The sequence below is a fragment of the Helicobacter mesocricetorum genome, from assembly GCF_900198605.1.
Lineage (GTDB): Bacteria > Campylobacterota > Campylobacteria > Campylobacterales > Helicobacteraceae > Helicobacter_D > Helicobacter_D mesocricetorum.
On record NZ_FZPJ01000006.1, the window covers coordinates 51,923 to 70,451 of the forward strand.

Consider the following 18,529-nt stretch of genomic DNA (forward strand, 5'->3'; position numbering starts at 1 on the left):
TATTCCTTAAGCATTTTCTTCTAAAACATTTACGCCAAGTTCTGTTAATCGTTTATCAATTTTCTCTAAAGACTTTTGGAGGGTTTCTTTACTAATATCTGGCAACTCTCCTCCCCAAGCCTTTTGTGCTTGATTATAACCCCGTATTATCCCCTCTCTCCCTGCCTTTAGCTTTTCTACATCATCACCTGCACCTGCTATGACAAAATCCGCAATCCTCACTGAAGTTTTTGCAACACCAAAAAATCCATCCTCTGCAATTAAAGCTTTAGCCTCATTAGCTGTTAATTCCTGCAATGGCTTACCTCTATAACCAATAGCATTTAAATCTAAACCATTAAGAATATTAGTTAATCTATTAGAATCATTTAAAGCATTGCCTCCTAATAAATTAGCACCATTTTGGCTATTAAAATTAGTTTCGCTAGTGCTACTAATATTCATTTGAAATTCCATTACATAACTATTCATTAGAGCTTTTGCATCAACTTTAGAAGCTGCTTCTTGAATATTCTTTTGCCTTTGCGTTTCACTTGTTGTTTCTTCTTTTAGTGGATTAGAAGCCATCGCAGATTGCAAATCCTTACTATATTCTAAACTACCTTTTACACTCTCTATAGCCATTATGTCCTCCTTGACAAAATTTATGTAATAATATCGGCATTTTTTTAAAAAAGGGCAGAAATGAAAAAACTTTACGGCGAATGGGAAAAACAAGATGGTGTATTACTCTGCTTCCCCCATAAAGATTCTGATTGGAGGGAATACTTAGAGGAAGCACAAGCGGTTTATTGCGAAATTATTTACCAAATTTTGCAAGTTCAAGCCTGTCTATTAATCTCTCAAAACAAAGAAGAGACCACAATCTATCTGCAAAATTATTTTCTAACCCACCAATGGGATTTACAACTTCTTTACAATCTTTATCTCATAGAAATGCCAACCAATGATACTTGGGTTAGAGATTTTGGAGGGATTACCATTTATAAAAATGATTGCAATATTACACTAAATTATGGATTTAATGGATGGGGGTTAAAATTTGCCGCAAATCTTGATAACCAAATTACTAGCAATTTACAAAAACTCAAAATTTTACAAAAACTCAAAACAAAAAAACTCATCTTAGAAGGAGGAAGTATAGAATCTAATGGAAATGGTATTTTACTAACTAATACACAATGCCTTTTAGAAAAAAATCGCAATCCTGCCTATTCTCAAAAAAAACTCGCAAAAATCCTCAAAAAAGATTTTGGTTTAAAAAAGATTCTTTGGCTTCATAATGGTTTTTTAGAGGGTGATGATACCAATAGTCATATTGATACTCTTGCAAGATTCATAAATCCTAATACCATAGCCTACTTAGAATGCAAGGATAAAGAAGATATACACTATAAATCGCTACTAAAAATGAAAAAAGAATTAAAGGCTTTTAAAAACTTAGAAGGAAAACCTTTCTCCCTTGTCCCTCTACCCTTTTGCACACCAAAATATTACGCAAAGCAACGACTTCCTGCAACTTATGCAAATTTTTTGTTTATTAATAATCGTGTATTATTGCCAATCTATAAGGACAGCAATGACCAAAAAGCAATAAAAATTCTACAAGATGCTTTACCAAAACATAAAATTATCCCTATTGATTGCTCTGTTTTAATAAGACAACACGGAAGCTTACATTGCATTAGTATGCAATTCCCCTACAAAACCCTTAATTTTGAAGCACTCCAAAAATTTAGATATACATCTATATAATGCTAAATTAAGCTTGTTTAAATATAATTGCTTTCCTAAGTTATGCGGAAATGGCGAAACTGGCAGACGCACCAGACTTAGGATCTGGCGCCGCAAGGCATGGAGGTTCAAGTCCTCTTTTCCGCACCATCATTAATTTTAAATAAACCTTACTTAGTCTTTAGCACCACACAATCCCCAATAAAATTTCATATTACACTCTTTAGCAATATGAAGAAAACCTTAAACAACACTACAATAAAATCCAAAAGCATAATCAACGCAAGTATCAAGTAAAAAACATAAATGCTGTTTAGGACTTTAAGAATCTAGGATTATATTTTGAAAAATCAAATTAAACAAATCCTGGAGAAAACAAAATATTACTAAAGAATTGCAATGCAACCCATTACAAAAAACCAACTTATAAAAACTTGCCATATTGATATTTGAAACACTAAAAACAAAAAGCTTAACTCGCCTATTTGCTTTTATCCTTTGACGCCATAAAGATATTTAACGATAGTAGAAATTCTATACCTTTAAAGATGATTTGTAAAAATCTTTAATAATATGTTTGCTAATCCTATGCTTTCAGCAGAAAATTTACCTCAAACTTTATTTTGCTCTACCACAAAAGACCAAAATTATACAAGAATTTGTTTTGGGACTATTTATCATTTCAGTAAATATTTCTTTATAGAGTATGTTTAAGTCAGCTGTAATACCAAACTTTTAGCTGTTTTAGTCTTCAAGCAAATCAATTTATATTCATTAGAATCTAGCTTTATTGGATTAAACATTATTCAATGAATTTCTAAATTTAAATCATATTTTAAAAGTCCCTACACAAAATTGCTCATTAAAAATATTAATGAATTTATGCTATATAGGTATCTACTAGGAATTTCACATTATGGATAAGCAATAAAATATTCAGAAGAACAAAACAAAGTCTCTAAGATATGGTGCCGAGAGTCGGAATCGAACCGACACGGGGTTTCCCCCACTAGATTTTGAGTCTAGCGCGTCTACCAATTTCACCACCCCGGCTACAAAATAGCCCACAATTATACATAATTTAACTCAATTTATACTGAATCGTAAATGACTATAAAACAGCATATTGTATGCTAATACACGCATCAATGCTTGAAAGCTCTTTTAAAACTCCAGATTCCACTTCATCATCAACAATAATCACAGCTAAAGCTTCTTTTTTATAACGAGCCAAACGAAAATCCGCTATGTTAATATTATGCTTAGCAAGGATACTTCCAATGAAACCTATCACACCGGGAGTATCATTATTCCTAAAGAGTATCATTTTACCTTCTGGTTTAATATCTAAAGAAAATTTATTAATTTCTACAATTTTTAAAGTATCTTCGTTAAACACTGCACCACTTACACTAAATTCGCCTTTTTGCGTTAATAATGTAAGTTTAATCTGATTTTTAAAAACATTTTGAGATTCTTTTCCCTCTAAATGCACTTCAATGCCACGTTCTTTCGCAACATAAGGGGCATTAACATAATTAACCTTATCCCCCAATGTAGCATTTAAAATACCTACCAATGCAAAGGTAGAAAGAGAAGAGAGATATTCTTTAATCTCTCCTTGTGCCTCTAATTGAATAGAGCGAATCTCATCTTTATTCATCTGAATAGCAAAAAACGCCATTTTTTGCACCAATGCCAAATAGCCACTTACAAAATGTGGTAATTCATTCTCCCTAACAGGTAAATTAAGAGCATTAGGGAAGCTAGAACCCCTTGCGGCTTCTAAAGCTGCTTTTGCTGCTTCAATAGCAATTTTTTCTTGAGATTCTAAAGTATTAGCTCCAATATGGGAGGTTACATAAATATTATTTAAATCCAAAAGCTTATTAGAAATAGCAGGTTCTTTCGTAAAAACATCTATTCCAGCAAAACGAATCTTTTGGGATTGTAAGGCATCAAAGAGCGCATCTTCATTATATAATCCACCTCTTGCGCAATTAATCAAAATGACGCCTTCTTTCATCTTTGCAATCTCATTGCTATTAATGATATTGATAGTTTCTTTATTTTTTGGGGTATGTATAGTGATAATATCACAAGATAGAATGTCATCAAAATTTTTCGTATAGGCAATGCCTAAATCAGTAGCCTTTGTAGCATTGATATAAGGGTCATAAGCGATAACTTCCATTTCAAAAGCTTTCATACGTTTTCCTACTCTGCTACCAATATTTCCAAATCCAATAATGCCTAATTTCTTACCCTTTAATTCTGTTCCATACCAGTCCTCACGTTTCCATTTGCGTTCATTTTTTAATTGTGCATTAACTTCAGGCAATCTTCTTACGGTATTCAAAATATGCGCACAAGTAAGCTCTACTGCTGCAATAGTGTTAGCAGTAGGGACATTCATTACAACAACACCTTTTTTACTAGAATTTTCAATATCTACATTATCCACACCAACACCAGCGCGTACAATAGCACGAAGCCTAGAAGCAGAATTTAAAAAATCCATATCCACATCTGTTGAACTTCGAGTAATTGCTACATCGGCTTTGTATAACTCTTTTTTTAGCTCATCTTTTGGTAAATGGGCTAAATTTAGCATCTCCACTTCTTTGTCTTTTTTTAATAATTCCAAGCCACTTTGATGAATATGATCACAGACAATAATTGTAAATTTTGACATCTCTAACACTCCACTTTTAAGTTTTGGCTAAGACATAATTAATTTCATAATATTTCAGCTTATCTAAAACACTACGAAGATAATTTTCATCTTGCGTTAATACTACCAACCAAACATTTTCTCCAGCCTTATAATAAGAATATTTAATTTTATGAGCATTGAAAACTTGATTGATACAAAAAAATTGATAATCATCAATTGCTCCTACTGAAACCCTAAAGACTTCTTGACTATTTTCTTGAACATCATCTTCAAAAAGCAATTTAACCTGCAAAACCGGAGCTGGATACACAAAAGGGTTACTGCTTTTATTAGAAAGCTTATCAACCCAATTCGAGGTATCAACGAAGTCTAATTTATTACTATTAACAGCTAATTCATAAGGCTTAAAAGTAGGTAAGGCAACAGTCATCGCATCTATATATTTATGGATAAGCACAAATAATGTAATTAAGATAAAGCAGATTAAAATACTCATCAATACTCTTACTTGCATAATATCTTCTATTAGGAAATTTGGTCTTTAATAATATCTCCTAAAGTCATTTTATCATCTACATTATCATTAAAGCTCTTCAATTTTGCCTTTTCTTTTCGCTTTTCTAATCTTTTAATAGAAACACGAATTCTATTATTTGGGGAATCAAGCAGTGAAATAACACCAGTAACATTATCGCCTATTTGAATCTCTTCTTTTTTAAGGGGTGGTAAATCTTCATTTCTAATAAGGGCATCCACTTCATTATCAATTTTAATAAAAATGCCAAAATCTTTAATATCTCTTACTACACCACTTACTTCAGCATCTATTGAATACTTCTTAGCAAAATCCTCTACTGGAGAAGCAATAATCCCTTTACGCGTTAGAGAAATTCGTTCTTTTTTTCTATCAATTTTGGCAATTTTTACTTCAATCTCTTCGCCAATTTTCATCAAATCTTTACATTTTTCATTCTTATTCCAATAGGCATCTTCATTATGCAACAAACCATCAATATTGTCCAATTTAATAAAAGCACCAAAATCTGTCAAAGTTGCAACACAGCCCTTTAAAATATCACCTTCTTTATATTTTTTAGCAAATTTGTCAAAAGGCTTGTCTAAGAGATTCTTAAGAGATACCCTTAAGCGTCTGTCTTTTGTATCAATTTCGATAACTTCTACATCAATTTCCTGCCCTGTCTTTAAAAACTCTTCTGGATTTTGGATATTTTTATTCCAAGAAATTTCAGAAATATGTAAAAAACCTTCAATATCATTCCCCAAATCCACAAAAACTCCATAAGGCTCTATATTGCTAACAGTAACTTTAATGGCATCACCTACTTCAAGTTCTTTTTCAATTTCTTTCCAAGGATCTTCTGTGGTTTCTTTAATAGAAAGTGCTAAACGACGTTTTTCTTTATCATAAGAAAGCACTTTAATAGGGACAATGTCCTCTTCTTTGTATAACTTTGAAGGATTGACAGGTCCCTTATAGCTAATCTCTGTGTAATGAACCAATCCCTCAACACCATTCACATCTACAAACATACCAAAACTAGTAATTTTTTTAACTTTTCCTTCTAAAGTTCCCTCCTGCTTTAAGAGGTTATCAATAGCATCCTTTTTAGTAGAATTTTCAATCTCAAATAATCGCTTTCTTGAAATAATAATGCTATCTTCTTCAGGTTTTACATTGACAATACACGCTTTAATATACTTACCATCTACTTTGCTACCCTCTTTAAAAGCCGATCCAAATTTTGGCATAAAAAACTCTATACCATCACTTTCGACAATATACCCTCCCTTATTCTTTCTTACGACAACACCCTCAATAATCTTATCTTTGTAATTCTCACCTAAGTCTTTGATATATTGTGTAATTTTTTCTTTACGCATTGCTTTTTTATGAGAAACAATAGGTTGCTCATTTTTTTTACCTGTAATAACAATTGGTAGAGAATCCCCTTTTTTAAAAATCAAATTTCCCTCTAAATCCTTAATCTCTTCAATAGAGATATTTCCCTCTTTTTTCTCTCCTGGAACTGCGATAATCACACAATCCCCTTCAATCGCTACAATCTCACCTTGGGAAACCTTTTCATTCTCTTTTTTTTCATATTGTTCAAACATTGAAGCAAAATCTTCTTCAATTTCAATTTTGTCTAATTCCTGCATATTTACGCCAGCCATACCTTACGCCCTTTTTAAATAAAATTTAGCTATTCTAACCAAAATAGTCTTTTAAAAGTATTAATTATACTTTTCTATATCTTGCACAACTCTGTCAATAATCCAATTAGGGGTTGAAGCACCAGCACTAATGCCACAAAGTTTTTTACCATCAAACCAATTTTGCTGTAACTCTAAATAATCTTCAATTAAATAGCAATCCTTGCAATATTCTTTAGAGATATTATAAAGCTGCTTAGTATTAGAAGAATTCTTACCCCCAACAATTATCATTATATCAACTTCTTTAGCAAGATTTCTTGCGGATTCTTGATTATCAAAAGTCGCATTACAAATAGTATTAAAAACACGACATTCTGCACAATTCCGCACTAAAAAATCCACAATTTGCAGGAAAGATTCGATATTTTTTGTAGTTTGTGAAATAAGTGCCACTTTTTCTTGGATTTTACCCTGTTTTAAAGACATTAAATCTTCAATAACTAAGGGTGTATTTTTACAATAGCTCATAACCCCTTTCACTTCTGGGTGCTTCTCATCTCCAAAGATAATAATCTGATACCCCTCTGCACTCATCTTTTCACAAATTTCTTGAGGTTTGGTTACAAAAGGACAAGTAGCATCAGTAATATTTTTTGTTTTTTGCTTAAGTAGCTCTAAATCTTGCTTAGGAATCCCGTGAGTTCGGATAATAACCTCTGAATCTTGGGGAATTTCTTGAATATTTTCATTCACTACAACATTAAAATGCTCTTTTAAACGTTCAATTTCTTTTGCATTATGGATAAGCGGACCAAGCGTGATGCCATTGGGCTTTGATTCAGCAAGCTTTATTGCTCGCCTAACACCAAAGCAAAATCCATAATTTTTTGCCAATTTAACTTTCATTATCAACCTCAACTTGCGTTATAGCATTTAAAATTTCTAAAAAATTAGGAAAAGAAATATTAATATACTCTGCTTGAGTAATAATAATTCCATCTCTTAATCCAGCAATGGCAAAACTCATAGCAATACGATGATCCCCATAACTAGGAACTTCACACATCTTAAAATCCCCACCACAAATTTCAAAACCATCTTCTAATTCTTTTGCCTCTATGCCACAAAGCTTTAAATTCTTCACTACTGCTGTAATTCTATCTGTTTCTTTCACCCTTAGCTCTTTAGCATTACTGACCCTACTCACGCCTTTAGCACAAGCCATAGCAATGGCTAAAGCAGGAATCTCATCAATAAGCCACGCAATTCTTTCAGACACCTCTACAGCCTTTAAAGAACTTGGAGAGATTATCTCTATATCGCCAATGCTTTCATAAGTAGAAGAATGCTCTTTATAAGTAATACATACGCCCATTTGCTCTAAAACCTTAAAAGCTTCAATCCTTGTAACATTAAGCAAGACATTGCGTAAAATCCCACGCGAATTTGGGGTAATAGCAATAGCCAAAGCAAAGAAAAATGCGCTAGAAGGGTCAGCTGGAATATTGATTTCAAGGGGATTTAAAGGAGTTTTTTGAGGAAAAATCTTAAGTTCTAAAGCACCATTGAGATTTACTTTACTTTCCAATCTTGCACCCATACCAATAAGCATTCTCTCTGTATGATCTCTACTTAGTTGCGGTTCTGTATATTTACATTCTCCATTAGAAAAAAGTCCGCTTAAAATCAAAGCAGATTTTACCTGCGCACTTGCTATTTTGCTAACATAATCAAAAGCATTTAAAGGAGATTTTCCCATAACAACCAAAGGCGCAAGATTCCCCTCATTTCTCCCAAAAATTGTCGCTCCTATTTGCCTTAAAGGCTCTACAACCCGCTTCATAGGACGCACATTCAAATAGCAATCCCCGCTTAAAATAAACATTCCCTCTCTAGCACTTAACAAACCTAAATACAAGCGCATAGCCGTCCCTGCATTCCCACAATCTAAGATTTCGCTAGGCTCTTTAAGATGCTCTGGAGGGATAAATACTAATCCATCTTTTTCTTCTTTTACAACTAAACCTAACTTCTTAGCAATCCCCAAAGTATGTAAAGTATCCTCACCTTTCAAATAATTCCTCACAAATGAAGGTTTATTGCTAAGTAACGAAAAGATAACACTGCGATGAGAAATGGATTTATCAGTAGCAATTTTTGAAATGTCTATTTCAAATCCAATGCTTGGAGATACTTTTATCCTCATCGTAATTCCACCTTATGCCCTGCTTTAAGTGCCTCTAAAACCTTATCCATAACCTCAACAATATCTTTCTCTTCTAGGGTTTTTTCATAAGATTGAATTTCAAAACGGATAGTTAAACTTATCTTATCTTCCAAACTCTCATCACTATAAACATCAAGGGGATAAAACTTCAAAATATAGTCAATTGGCAATTGCAATATTTTCTCTTTTAGCTTGTAATAAGGAATCTCTTTAGGCACAAGAATGCTTAAATCACGTACAACCTTTTGGAACTTCGAATACCTTTCAACCTTAGGCAATTCATCCCTTAAAGACTTTAAATCTAGCTCACATAAATAAGTTTCTTCTAACCCAAAAGTTTCTCTCAATGCTGGATGTAGAGCCGCAAGAATACCAATTTCTTTTTTGCCTTTAAAGATTTTTGCACATTGATTAGGATGAAAGATTTTCACATTGCTTTGAAAAACCTCTAAAGTAAATTCGCCAATAACACAAGCTATTCTATCTGCAAAAGCAAAAAAATCCGCTCTAACGCCTTTGGTTTTAGGATAATGTTCCTCACAAGCAAGACCACTTTGCAAAAAAGCCATTTTTATATTTTCTTGCCGTTTTTTATCGTAGGCAAAACCAATCTCTACAAAAGAGATCGCATTAAATCCATTATTTTTATTATAGGCTGCAGCTTGAATTAATCCCATAAGCAAAGTGGGACGCAAGGTATTAAGATCTTGTGTGATTGGATTTAATAATTCTAATTTCTCCTCTAAAGTCTCAAAACCATATTTCTCTAAAATCTCTCTATTGCAAAAAACAAAATGCACAACTTCATTAAAACCGATACTAACAGCTTTTTTGCTTAGTTTTCTTTGGAAATGGTAAAACTCTGATTCTTGATTAATTTGATTATTCTGCACAAAAGATAGAGGCTTACTTGGCACATTGTCAATGCCTACAAAGCGGATAATTTCTTCTGCAATGTCCTGAAACCCAACAACATCGTGTCTAAAAAGCGGTGGTGTAGCAATCACTAAATTTTCATCAGCGGGTAATTCTACTTTAAACTCTAAAGCCTTTAAAATATTTACAATAGTAATCTTATCTAAGACACAACCAATCACTTTGGATAACAATAAAATATCAATGGTAATCGATTCTTTTTTGGTAACTTGTAATAACTCTTGTGTGTCTGTATAAAAAACTATTCCCTCATTATTTAAAAAACTTCCAAACACATCAAGTCCAACTTTTAAATCAGGATTACTCCCTCTTGAAACTCTTTGAAAGATTTTGCTATCAACCTCTATATTAGTCTCTAAAACCTTTTGCGCAATGATTTCTGGAGGAATATAGCTAGCTTCTAATATGATAAACTCTTTATCCCCATTATGCTTAAAGCCTTTATAGGCAAAAGATTCTACCCCGATAGTAGATAATTTCTTTTCTTCAAAATAAATACTCTCAAACCCCAATTCATCTTTTTTTAACTTTAACACCATTTTGTTAATTTGACTTTTATCTTCTAACTGACAAAAATTCTGTGGATAGGCATTTAGAATAACCCCGCTATAAAATGTCGCAAAAGTTAAGACATTACTTAACCAATCCTCCTCTAAGACTTCATTATAAGCTAAAAATAAAGCCAAACAACAAGGAGTTAGCGTAGAATGTAACTCAATGACTTTATACATTAAAGAAGACTCGTGTTTTTCATTGGTTGTGATTTGCAAAACCCTCCCAATTCCCGGAGAATTCTCCGAAATTTTTGGCATTTTTAAAGATTGCATTTCTAAATTTAACCCTACACTTAACTCCCTTGCAATGCCAATAACACTCATACAATCGCCACGATTGGGGGTAATAGAAATTTCAAATATTTCATCATTAAAAGCATCATATTCCAAAAGCTCTTTACCAAGAATCAACTCCCCAAGGCTATTATCTAATTCCATAATGCCATCATTTGTTTTAGGAAAACCTATCTCAAGGCTAGAGCATAGCATTCCACAGCTCTCAACACCTCTTAAAACTGCCTTTTTAATAGTTATCTGGGGCAGAACTGCCCCTTCTAATGCTACTGCTACAAAGATTCCCTCTCTAGCATTTTTAGCACCACAAACAATTTGGTGAGTCTGGTATTCTCCCTCTTTGCCCCCAATGGCTACTTCGCAAATATTAAGCTTTTGTGCATCAGGATGTTTTTTACAAGTTAAAATCTTACCCACAACAACTCTCTTAGGAGCAACTAATCTCTGGAAGCTTTCAACCTCTAGTCCGATTTTATTTAAAGTAATACAAATTATCTCGCCTGTAATGTTGCCTAAGGGCAAAATGGTTTTTAAAATACTTCTGGTAAATCTCATTTAAATTGCTCCAATATTCTTAAATCACTCTCAAAAAATGACCGCAAATCTGGCACATTAAATAGAAGCATTGCAAATCTCTCAACACCTAAACCAAAGGCATATCCACTTACATTTTCATAACCCACAGCTTTAAACACATTATCATCGACAATTCCACATCCCAAAACTTCTAACCAACCCGTATGGGAGCATACTCTACACCCCTTACCTTTGCAAAAAATACAGCTCATATCCACTTCCGCACTTGGTTCGGTAAAAGGAAAAAAACTTGACCGAAACCTTACCTTTACCTCACCAAAGATATATTTCAAAAAATCTTCCAAAATAAATTTAAGATTAGCAAAACTTACAGAATCTTTGCCCTCTTCTACCACTAATCCCTCCACTTGATGAAACATTGGAGTATGTGTCAAATCATAATCACAACGAAAAACATTCCCGGGGCATATCATACGAATAGGAGGTTTTTGGGATTCCATTGTGCGAATCTGCACAGGAGAAGTATGGGTTCGCAAAAGTTTATTATCCTTAAAATAAAAGGTATCTTGCATATCACGCGCAGGATGATAAGGGGAAAGATTCAAAGCTTCAAAATTATGAAAATCATCTTCAACCAAAGGACCCATTTTAACCGCAAAGTTCATACTCTCAAAATAATCTACAATTTTATCTAGCATCAACATAATAGGATGACTTGCCCCCCTTAAATTAGAAGTATTAAACAAAGAAACATCAATTTTTTCTTTTTCAATCCTTTCTTCTAGTTCTCGCATTGATAGCCATTCTTTTTTATTAGCTAATGCTCTCTCAAAGTTTATTTTTAAGGTATTTAACTCTTTTGCTAATGTTTTCTTAGTAGCAGCCTCACAATTTTTAAGCTCTGCAAATTTAGCCGTTAAACTTCCTTTCTTTCCTAGCACCAAAATACGTATCTCTTCTAATTCTGCGGTAGTTTTGGCATTTTCTATTTTTAAAAACATCTCCTCCACGAATCTTTCCTAATTAAAAATTTAAAATTATTGTAAAAGCAATATTTACTCCACTTAATATCGTAGTATTATAATAATACTTTAATAAAATAAGGTAAAATTTAGTAAATATTTTGGTTTTAAAGGATTACTATGACTGTTTTTGAAAAAATCATAAAAGGAGATTTACCTTGCAATAAGGTTTTAGAAAATGATAAATTTTTAGCATTTCACGATATCTCCCCAAAAGCCCCTATTCATGTATTAGCGATTCCAAAGAAATTTGCTAAAGATTTTCAAGAAATTCTTCCTCAAGATATGGCAGAATACACCGCTTTTATCCAAGAAGTTACCAAAGTCTTAGGCTTAGACAAAAATGGCTACCGAATCATCAGCAATATAGGAGTTGATGGAGGACAAGAAATTCCTTACTTGCATTTTCATATCTTAGGTGGGACAAAATTGCGTTGGGATAATCTTGCCCAAAATGTTTCCGAACAAGAACGTTTGGAGGAGACGAAGAAAAGCCTTTAAGGGCTTAAACTTCCAAATGCTCTTTTTTATACGCACTTGTGATAGATTTTTGTGTTTTTGCGCCAAGAGTCTTAAGAGCATCAAACCTGTTAGCCAAGTTTCCATTTCCACTTAAAAGTTTTTTATCCATTTCATCAATGGTATTATGCAAAGTTGTCGCATTTCTCTTTATTTTTTCAAAATCTTCTAAAACACCAACAAACTTATCATAAAACTTCCCAATATCCAAAAAAGCTTTCATAATATTTTCATCACTTTGAATCTTTATCCAAGTTATTTCTATGGTTTTTAATGCCATAAAAAGAGTATTTGGCGTCGTTAAATAAACCTTTCTTTGATAGGCGTATTGATAAAGAGCATTGTCAAACTCTAAAGCTAAATCCAAAATATTCTGATAGGGGATAAATAACAAAACAAAGTCATAGGCATTAGCGACATTAGCATAAGGTTTTTTTGCCAATTCATCAATTCTATTTTTAAGGTTTTTAGCAATCTCACTACTTAAAATTTCAATTTTATCCGTCTGTAAAATATCGGGCAAACTAAATTTAGAATCAATGACAATACTTCTTTCTTTGCTCAAATAAATCACCGCATCAGGAACGAACTTTTTACCCTCATCATTAAAAGACTCTTGAATTTGATATTGCTCTCCTTCTCTTAAACCGCTTTGCTCTAACACATTACGCAATTGTAATTCTCCAAAATTTCCCCTTATTTTCTTATCACCCTTTAAGATAATGGCAAGATTATCAGCCTTTTCTCCGATATTTTGCGAATACCTAAACATATTTTCAATATTTGTCTTTAAAGTTGCCTCATTATGGATAAGATTCTTTGAATACTCCTCAACTTTATATTTGATAGGATTAAAAATTTCTTCTAAAATTTTCTTAGAATCCGCATTAAGGGTTAATTGATTTTGGGCTAAAATATTTTTACTTTGTTGTTGAAAATAATTTTGCAATTGTTCTTGCATATCTTGTTGTATCTTCTTATACTCAATTTGTTGTGCCTTTAAAGAATCTTTATAATTTACCTCCAATTTGCAAAAAGCCGTTTCAAACGCATTATGCGAGGCTTGAAGCTTTTGATTATATTCTTCTTTTAAGCAAGAAATATCCTTTTCCATCTTTAATAATTGTTCATCTTTGGCTTCTAATTTAATTTGTAAGGCGACATTAAGCTGTATCTGCTCATTTAGTTTAGTCTGTATATTCTCCACATCTTGCATATCCTTATAAAGTGTCGCTTTTTCTTGTTGCAACAAAGCATTTTGCATCTTTAACTTTATAAAAAGTATCCCCAAAACAACTACTACTCCCATTAAGGATAATAAAACAATAATAAACTCCAAAATAACTTTCCCTTAAATTTATAATCTGTATTCTATCTTAAATTTTTACAGGACTTAAAGTTTTTCCTCATATTTTCAAATAATCCCACCTAGCTATTATCCCTATTTTAAAAAATTTATGAATCCCTTTTATATTATAATTATCAATTCTGTGTTAAACTCCAATACAAATTTATATTAACAAAAAAAATTATTAATTGTAGGTTCAAATGTTACAAAAATTGATTATTAAAAATTTCATTAAACAATGGAATTTTGGTAACTACACCATCAAATTTTGGGATGAAGAAATTTTACAAATAGGAAATGCTGAACCAAAATTCTACTTAACCTTTCGCCAACCCATTCCCTTTAAACTTCTTTCAAAAGATTTAAGCTTGACTTTTGCAGAAGCCTATATGGAGGGATTAATAGACATTCAAGGAGATTATGATGAAATCGCTAAAATTATTTATCTCCACTCTAGTAAAAAATACTTAAAGAAATATCAAAACCCCCAACATTTCAAGCAAAATTAACCAAAATAAAGAAAGTAAAAATATCAAAAGTCATTATGATTTAGGCAATGATTTCTATAAAATTTGGCTTGATGAAACTAAAAGTTACTCCTGTGCATATTTAAAAATCCCACAGATACTCTTTATCAAGCACAAATCAATAAAATAGAGCATACTTTAAAAAAGCTCAACTTAAAACAAGGCGAAAAATTGCTAGATATTGGTTGTGGCTGGGGTTGGCTCTCTATTATAGCAGCACAAAAATATGGAGTGCAAGTTACAGGAATCACTATTTCAGAGGAACAATACAAAGAAGCTAAGGAGAGGATAAAATCTCACAAACTTGAAAATCTTGTTGAAATTCGGCTGCAAAACTATCAAGATTTACAAGAAAAAGAATATTACGACAAAATCGTTTCCGTAGGAATGTTTGAACATGTTGGGGCAAAAAATCTACCCCTTTATTGCTCTAAGAGCAAAGAAGTGTTAAAATCCGGTGGAATTTTTCTACTCCATTCTATTATGGCTATGTTTGAAGGGGAAACAAATCCTTGGATAGATAAATACATCTTTCCCGGAGGCTATTTACCCTCTCTAAGGGAGGTTATTAGCCTACTTAGCGAATTTGACTATCATCTTTTACTAGCAGAAAGCTTAAGATTCCATTACGCAAAGACTTTGGATATATGGCATAAAAACTTCCTACAAAATCTCGATAAAGTCCGATTGCTCTATGATGAAAAATTTATTAGAATGTGGAGTTTATATCTTAAAAGCTGTGCTTCAGCCTTTAGAGTAGGAAGCATTGATTTATTCCAATTACTTATTAGCAAAGGCACAAATAACGAACTTCCACTAACCAAAGAATATATTTATCAATAATTTACATTTCGGTAAAGCTTTAACCATTTTATCAAGATGGTATTACTTGCTCTATCGACTTCTTTTTTCCATAATCTCTTTAGAGATATTACTAGGCACTTCTCCATAGTGGTCAAATTCCATAGTGTAAGTTCCCCTCCCTTGTGTGGCGGATCGCAAATCTGTGGAATACCCAAACATTTCAGCTAGTGGGACAAAAGCATTCACAATTTTTAATCCCATTCTATCATCCATAGAGTTAATTTGCCCTCTTCTTCGGTTAAGGTCGCCAATCACATCTCCCATATATTCTTCTGGCACTTCTACTTCTACCTTCATCATAGGCTCTAATAAAACCGCATTAGCCTTGCGACAAGCATCTTTAAAAGCCATAGAACCCGCTATTTTAAACGCCATTTCTGAAGAATCCACATCGTGATAGCTTCCATCATAAAGAGTTACTTTAAAATCCACCACAGGATAACCCGCTAAAACACCATTTTGCATAGCCTCTTGAATCCCTTTATCAACTGCTGGGATATATTCTTTGGGGATAACCCCTCCTGAAATATTATTAACAAACTCATACCCTTGACCCGGCTCTTGTGGCTCTAGCTTAATAAATACATGCCCATACTGCCCTCGCCCTCCAGATTGCTTGGCGTATTTACACTCTTGCTCCACACTTTGGCGGATAGTTTCACGGAATGCAACTTGGGGTTGCCCAACTTCTGCTTCAACTTTAAATTCTCGCTTCAATCTATCGACAATAATCTCTAAATGCAACTCTCCCATACCCGAAATAATAGTCTGTCCTGATTCTTCATCTGTATGCACTCTAAAGCTAGGATCTTCTTCGGCAAGTTTTGCTAGAGCTAAAGCCATTTTTTCTTGGTCTGCTTTTGTCTTTGGCTCAACAGCGATAGAAATAACAGGTTCTGGGAATTCCATCCTCTCTAAGATTACCGATTCTTTTTCAGAACAAAGTGTATCCCCGGTTAAAGTCTCCTTTAATCCTACAAAAGCACAAATCTCTCCAGCATAAACCTCTTTAATATCTTCTCTTTTGTTGGAGTGCATTTTAAGCAATCTTCCCACGCGCTCCTTTTTGCCCTTTGTGGAATTTACCACATAGCTACCTGATTCTAAGCTTCCTCGATACACGCGCACAAAAGTAAGCTGCCCCACAAATGGGTCTGTCATAATCTTGAAAGCAAGTCCTGCGAACTCTCCATTATCGGTTGATTGCACACTAATCTCTTTGGTCTCATCTTTAGAATCTACTCCGCGAATATCCGCTACTTCAGTAGGGGCTGGTAAATAGTCAATTACCGCATCAAGCAGTGTTTGCACACCTTTATTTTTAAAGCTTGAACCACAGAGCATAGGAACAATCTCCATACTTAAACAACCCTTTTTAATCCCTGCTTTAATCTCTTCAACACTTAACTCTTCTCCCCCCAAATACTTCTCCATCATCGCCTCATCTTGCTCTGCAACAGCCTCAAGCATTTTTTCGCGATATTCATTCGCTTTTTCCACTAAATCAGCTGGAATCTCCTCAAGATCGTATTTAGCACCCATTGATTCATCATTCCAAACAACCGCTTTCATCAAAATCAAATCCACAACACCCTTAAAACTATCTTCTGCACCAATTGGAATAACAATTGGAACGGGCTTTGCCTTCAATCTTGTAGAAATTTGGGATTCGACATTATAGAAATTTGCCCCGATTCTATCCATTTTATTGACAAAAACAATTCTTGGGACGCCATATTTATTCGCTTGTCTCCAAACCGTCTCACTTTGAGGTTGCACACCTCCAACAGAGCAAAACACCGCTACTGCTCCATCTAAGACACGCATAGACCTTTCAACTTCAATAGTAAAATCCACATGCCCGGGAGTATCAATAAGGTTAATTTGGTAATCTTTCCAAAAACAAGTCGTAGCCGCAGAAGTAATAGTAATCCCTCTTTCTTTCTCTTGTTCCATCCAGTCCATTGTAGCCGCACCATCATGCACCTCACCGATTTTATGGCTAACGCCTGTATAGAATAAAATTCGTTCTGAAGTGGTTGTTTTACCCGCATCAATATGTGCTGCAATCCCTATATTTCTAATTTTATTTAGTGGGGTTTTTCTTGCCATTTTTTAATCCTTTGGGATAATAAAGTTTGAGATTCTTTAAGTATTTGTAGGAATATCTTAAGAGGTTGTATAAACCCCTTTGTCATAATTACCAACGATAATGTGCAAATGCTTTATTAGCCTCTGCCATCTTATGCACATCTTCTTTTTTCTTATAAGCGGCACCTCTTTCATTGGCAGCGTCAATTAATTCATTAGCCAATCTTTCAATCATTGTTCTTTCATTTCTTTTGCGCGCAGAATCTAACAACCAACGAATAGATAAAGACTGCTGCCTTGCAGGACGCACCTCAACAGGCACTTGGTAAGTTGCCCCTCCAACGCGTCTGCTTCTCACTTCTACAAGGGGCTTTACTTTCTCTAAAGCTTTTTGAAAAGTTTCTATCCCTTTTTCTTTAGTTTTTTCTTCTATTTTATTAAAAGTCGCATAAATAATTTTTTCTGCAACACTCTTTTTACCATCAACCATCATTTTATTAATGAATTTTGTTACCACAATATCATTATAGATAGGATCTCCTAAAACCTCTCGTTGTGGTGCTCTTCTCCTTCTCATTTATTACCTCTCTTAATTTTTAGAATCACTCTTAGCTTTTTTAGCTCCGTATTTACTACGTGAAACACTTCGTTTTGCAACACCTGCTGTATCCAATGCTCCGCGGATAATATGATATTTAACACCCGGTAAGTCTTTAACCCTACCACCACGAATAAGCACAATAGAGTGTTCTTGTAAATTGTGTCCTTCGCCGGGGATATAACTAATCACTTCAAACCCGCTCGTTAATCTCACTTTTGCTACTTTTCTTAAAGCAGAGTTAGGCTTTTTGGGTGTTGTTGTATAAACACGCGTACAAACCCCCCTCCTTTGAGGGCAAACCACCAAAGCTGGAGATTTCGATTTCTTAATAACTTTTTTACGCTCTTTTCTAATCAATTGATTAATGGTTGGCACTTGTCTTCCTTCCTATAAAATTTTAATAGAGAAAATGAAAGTGAT

The 18,529-nt window shown here is 33.6% G+C and carries 14 protein-coding genes, 2 tRNA genes and 1 pseudogene; 4 read left to right on the forward strand and 13 right to left on the reverse strand.

The window, feature by feature from the left end; all coding sequences use genetic code 11:
* Window positions 1–6: 6 nt before the first annotated feature.
* Window positions 7–624, reverse strand: coding sequence for a hydrogenase-4 component G (locus tag C6H18_RS01430; protein WP_104721340.1), 618 nt, complete (start codon window positions 622–624; stop codon window positions 7–9).
* A gap of 60 nt (window positions 625–684) precedes the next feature.
* Between C6H18_RS01430 and C6H18_RS01435 the strand changes: the two genes are divergently transcribed.
* Together C6H18_RS01435 and C6H18_RS01440 are read left to right on the forward strand one after the other, a co-directional pair.
* Window positions 685–1,755, forward strand: coding sequence for an agmatine deiminase family protein (locus tag C6H18_RS01435; protein ID WP_104721341.1), 1,071 nt, complete (start codon window positions 685–687; stop codon window positions 1,753–1,755).
* A gap of 44 nt (window positions 1,756–1,799) precedes the next feature.
* Window positions 1,800–1,884: transfer RNA gene (locus C6H18_RS01440), tRNA-Leu, on the forward strand.
* An 816-nt stretch (window positions 1,885–2,700) separates the two neighbouring features.
* Here the strand turns inward: C6H18_RS01440 and C6H18_RS01445 are convergent.
* The 8 genes from C6H18_RS01445 to pheS form a co-directional block, all read right to left on the reverse strand.
* Window positions 2,701–2,787: transfer RNA gene (locus tag C6H18_RS01445), tRNA-Leu, on the reverse strand.
* Window positions 2,788–2,845: 58 nt separating this feature from the next.
* Window positions 2,846–4,429: a phosphoglycerate dehydrogenase gene (gene serA / locus C6H18_RS01450; protein ID WP_104721342.1), complete on the reverse strand. Its 1,584-nt coding sequence runs from the start codon at window positions 4,427–4,429 to the stop codon at window positions 2,846–2,848.
* A gap of 16 nt (window positions 4,430–4,445) precedes the next feature.
* The gene (locus C6H18_RS01455) at window positions 4,446–4,907 is read right to left on the reverse strand and encodes a hypothetical protein (RefSeq protein ID WP_233704022.1); all 462 of its coding nucleotides are present in this window, start codon (window positions 4,905–4,907) and stop codon (window positions 4,446–4,448) included.
* Between the two features lie 29 nt (window positions 4,908–4,936).
* A complete protein-coding gene (locus tag C6H18_RS01460; protein ID WP_233704023.1) occupies window positions 4,937–6,607 on the reverse strand; it encodes a 30S ribosomal protein S1 in 1,671 nt (556 codons plus the stop codon).
* Between the two features lie 60 nt (window positions 6,608–6,667).
* Window positions 6,668–7,495: a 4-hydroxy-3-methylbut-2-enyl diphosphate reductase gene (locus C6H18_RS01465; protein WP_104721344.1), complete on the reverse strand. Its 828-nt coding sequence runs from the start codon at window positions 7,493–7,495 to the stop codon at window positions 6,668–6,670.
* Entirely contained in the window at window positions 7,485–8,795 is a 1,311-nt protein-coding gene (gene aroA, locus C6H18_RS01470; protein WP_104721345.1) for a 3-phosphoshikimate 1-carboxyvinyltransferase, read from the reverse strand. The genes C6H18_RS01465 and aroA overlap by 11 nt, the downstream gene beginning before the upstream one ends.
* Window positions 8,792–11,155, reverse strand: coding sequence for a phenylalanine--tRNA ligase subunit beta (gene pheT / locus C6H18_RS01475; protein ID WP_104721346.1), 2,364 nt, complete (start codon window positions 11,153–11,155; stop codon window positions 8,792–8,794). The genes aroA and pheT overlap by 4 nt, the downstream gene beginning before the upstream one ends.
* A complete protein-coding gene (gene pheS, locus C6H18_RS01480; protein WP_104721347.1) occupies window positions 11,152–12,147 on the reverse strand; it encodes a phenylalanine--tRNA ligase subunit alpha in 996 nt (331 codons plus the stop codon). Before pheS ends, pheT begins: the two co-directional genes overlap by 4 nt.
* Window positions 12,148–12,279: 132 nt before the next feature.
* Here pheS and C6H18_RS01485 point away from each other — a divergent pair, with 132 nt between their 5' ends.
* Window positions 12,280–12,660 carry a histidine triad nucleotide-binding protein gene (locus C6H18_RS01485; protein WP_104721348.1) on the forward strand — a complete coding sequence of 127 codons (381 nt, stop codon included), beginning with the start codon at window positions 12,280–12,282 and terminating at the stop codon, window positions 12,658–12,660.
* 4 nt (window positions 12,661–12,664) lie between these two features.
* Here C6H18_RS01485 and rmuC read toward each other — a convergent pair whose 3' ends face one another.
* Window positions 12,665–14,017 carry a DNA recombination protein RmuC gene (gene rmuC, locus C6H18_RS01490; RefSeq protein WP_104721349.1) on the reverse strand — a complete coding sequence of 451 codons (1,353 nt, stop codon included), beginning with the start codon at window positions 14,015–14,017 and terminating at the stop codon, window positions 12,665–12,667.
* Window positions 14,018–14,226: 209 nt separating this feature from the next.
* Here rmuC and C6H18_RS01495 point away from each other — a divergent pair.
* Window positions 14,227–15,396: pseudogene (locus tag C6H18_RS01495) on the forward strand (class I SAM-dependent methyltransferase).
* 51 nt (window positions 15,397–15,447) lie between these two features.
* Here C6H18_RS01495 and fusA read toward each other — a convergent pair.
* The 3 genes from fusA to rpsL all read right to left on the reverse strand — a co-directional run bounded on the left by fusA (window position 15,448) and on the right by rpsL (window position 18,484).
* Window positions 15,448–17,529 (reverse strand): elongation factor G, encoded by a 2,082-nt coding sequence (gene fusA / locus C6H18_RS01500; RefSeq protein ID WP_104721350.1) that lies wholly within the window; start codon window positions 17,527–17,529, stop codon window positions 15,448–15,450.
* A gap of 88 nt (window positions 17,530–17,617) precedes the next feature.
* The gene (gene rpsG, locus C6H18_RS01505) at window positions 17,618–18,085 is read right to left on the reverse strand and encodes a 30S ribosomal protein S7 (RefSeq protein WP_104721351.1); all 468 of its coding nucleotides are present in this window, start codon (window positions 18,083–18,085) and stop codon (window positions 17,618–17,620) included.
* 12 nt (window positions 18,086–18,097) lie between these two features.
* The gene (rpsL, locus tag C6H18_RS01510) at window positions 18,098–18,484 is read right to left on the reverse strand and encodes a 30S ribosomal protein S12 (protein ID WP_034552244.1); all 387 of its coding nucleotides are present in this window, start codon (window positions 18,482–18,484) and stop codon (window positions 18,098–18,100) included.
* Between the last annotated feature and the right edge of the window lie 45 nt (window positions 18,485–18,529).

Bases quoted from the DNA above. Each gene is read 5' to 3' on its own strand.
- C6H18_RS01430 (WP_104721340.1), bottom strand. From the start codon at position 624: ATGGCTATAGAGAGTGTAAAAGGTAGTTTAGAATATAGTAAGGATTTG.
- C6H18_RS01435 (WP_104721341.1), top strand. From the start codon at position 685: ATGAAAAAACTTTACGGCGAATGGGAAAAACAAGATGGTGTATTACTC.
- serA (WP_104721342.1), bottom strand. From the start codon at position 4,429: ATGTCAAAATTTACAATTATTGTCTGTGATCATATTCATCAAAGTGGC.
- C6H18_RS01455 (WP_233704022.1), bottom strand. From the start codon at position 4,907: ATGAGTATTTTAATCTGCTTTATCTTAATTACATTATTTGTGCTTATC.
- C6H18_RS01460 (WP_233704023.1), bottom strand. From the start codon at position 6,607: ATGGCTGGCGTAAATATGCAGGAATTAGACAAAATTGAAATTGAAGAA.
- C6H18_RS01465 (WP_104721344.1), bottom strand. From the start codon at position 7,495: ATGAAAGTTAAATTGGCAAAAAATTATGGATTTTGCTTTGGTGTTAGG.
- aroA (WP_104721345.1), bottom strand. From the start codon at position 8,795: ATGAGGATAAAAGTATCTCCAAGCATTGGATTTGAAATAGACATTTCA.
- pheT (WP_104721346.1), bottom strand. From the start codon at position 11,155: ATGAGATTTACCAGAAGTATTTTAAAAACCATTTTGCCCTTAGGCAAC.
- C6H18_RS01485 (WP_104721348.1), top strand. From the start codon at position 12,280: ATGACTGTTTTTGAAAAAATCATAAAAGGAGATTTACCTTGCAATAAG.
- fusA (WP_104721350.1), bottom strand. From the start codon at position 17,529: ATGGCAAGAAAAACCCCACTAAATAAAATTAGAAATATAGGGATTGCA.
- rpsG (WP_104721351.1), bottom strand. From the start codon at position 18,085: ATGAGAAGGAGAAGAGCACCACAACGAGAGGTTTTAGGAGATCCTATC.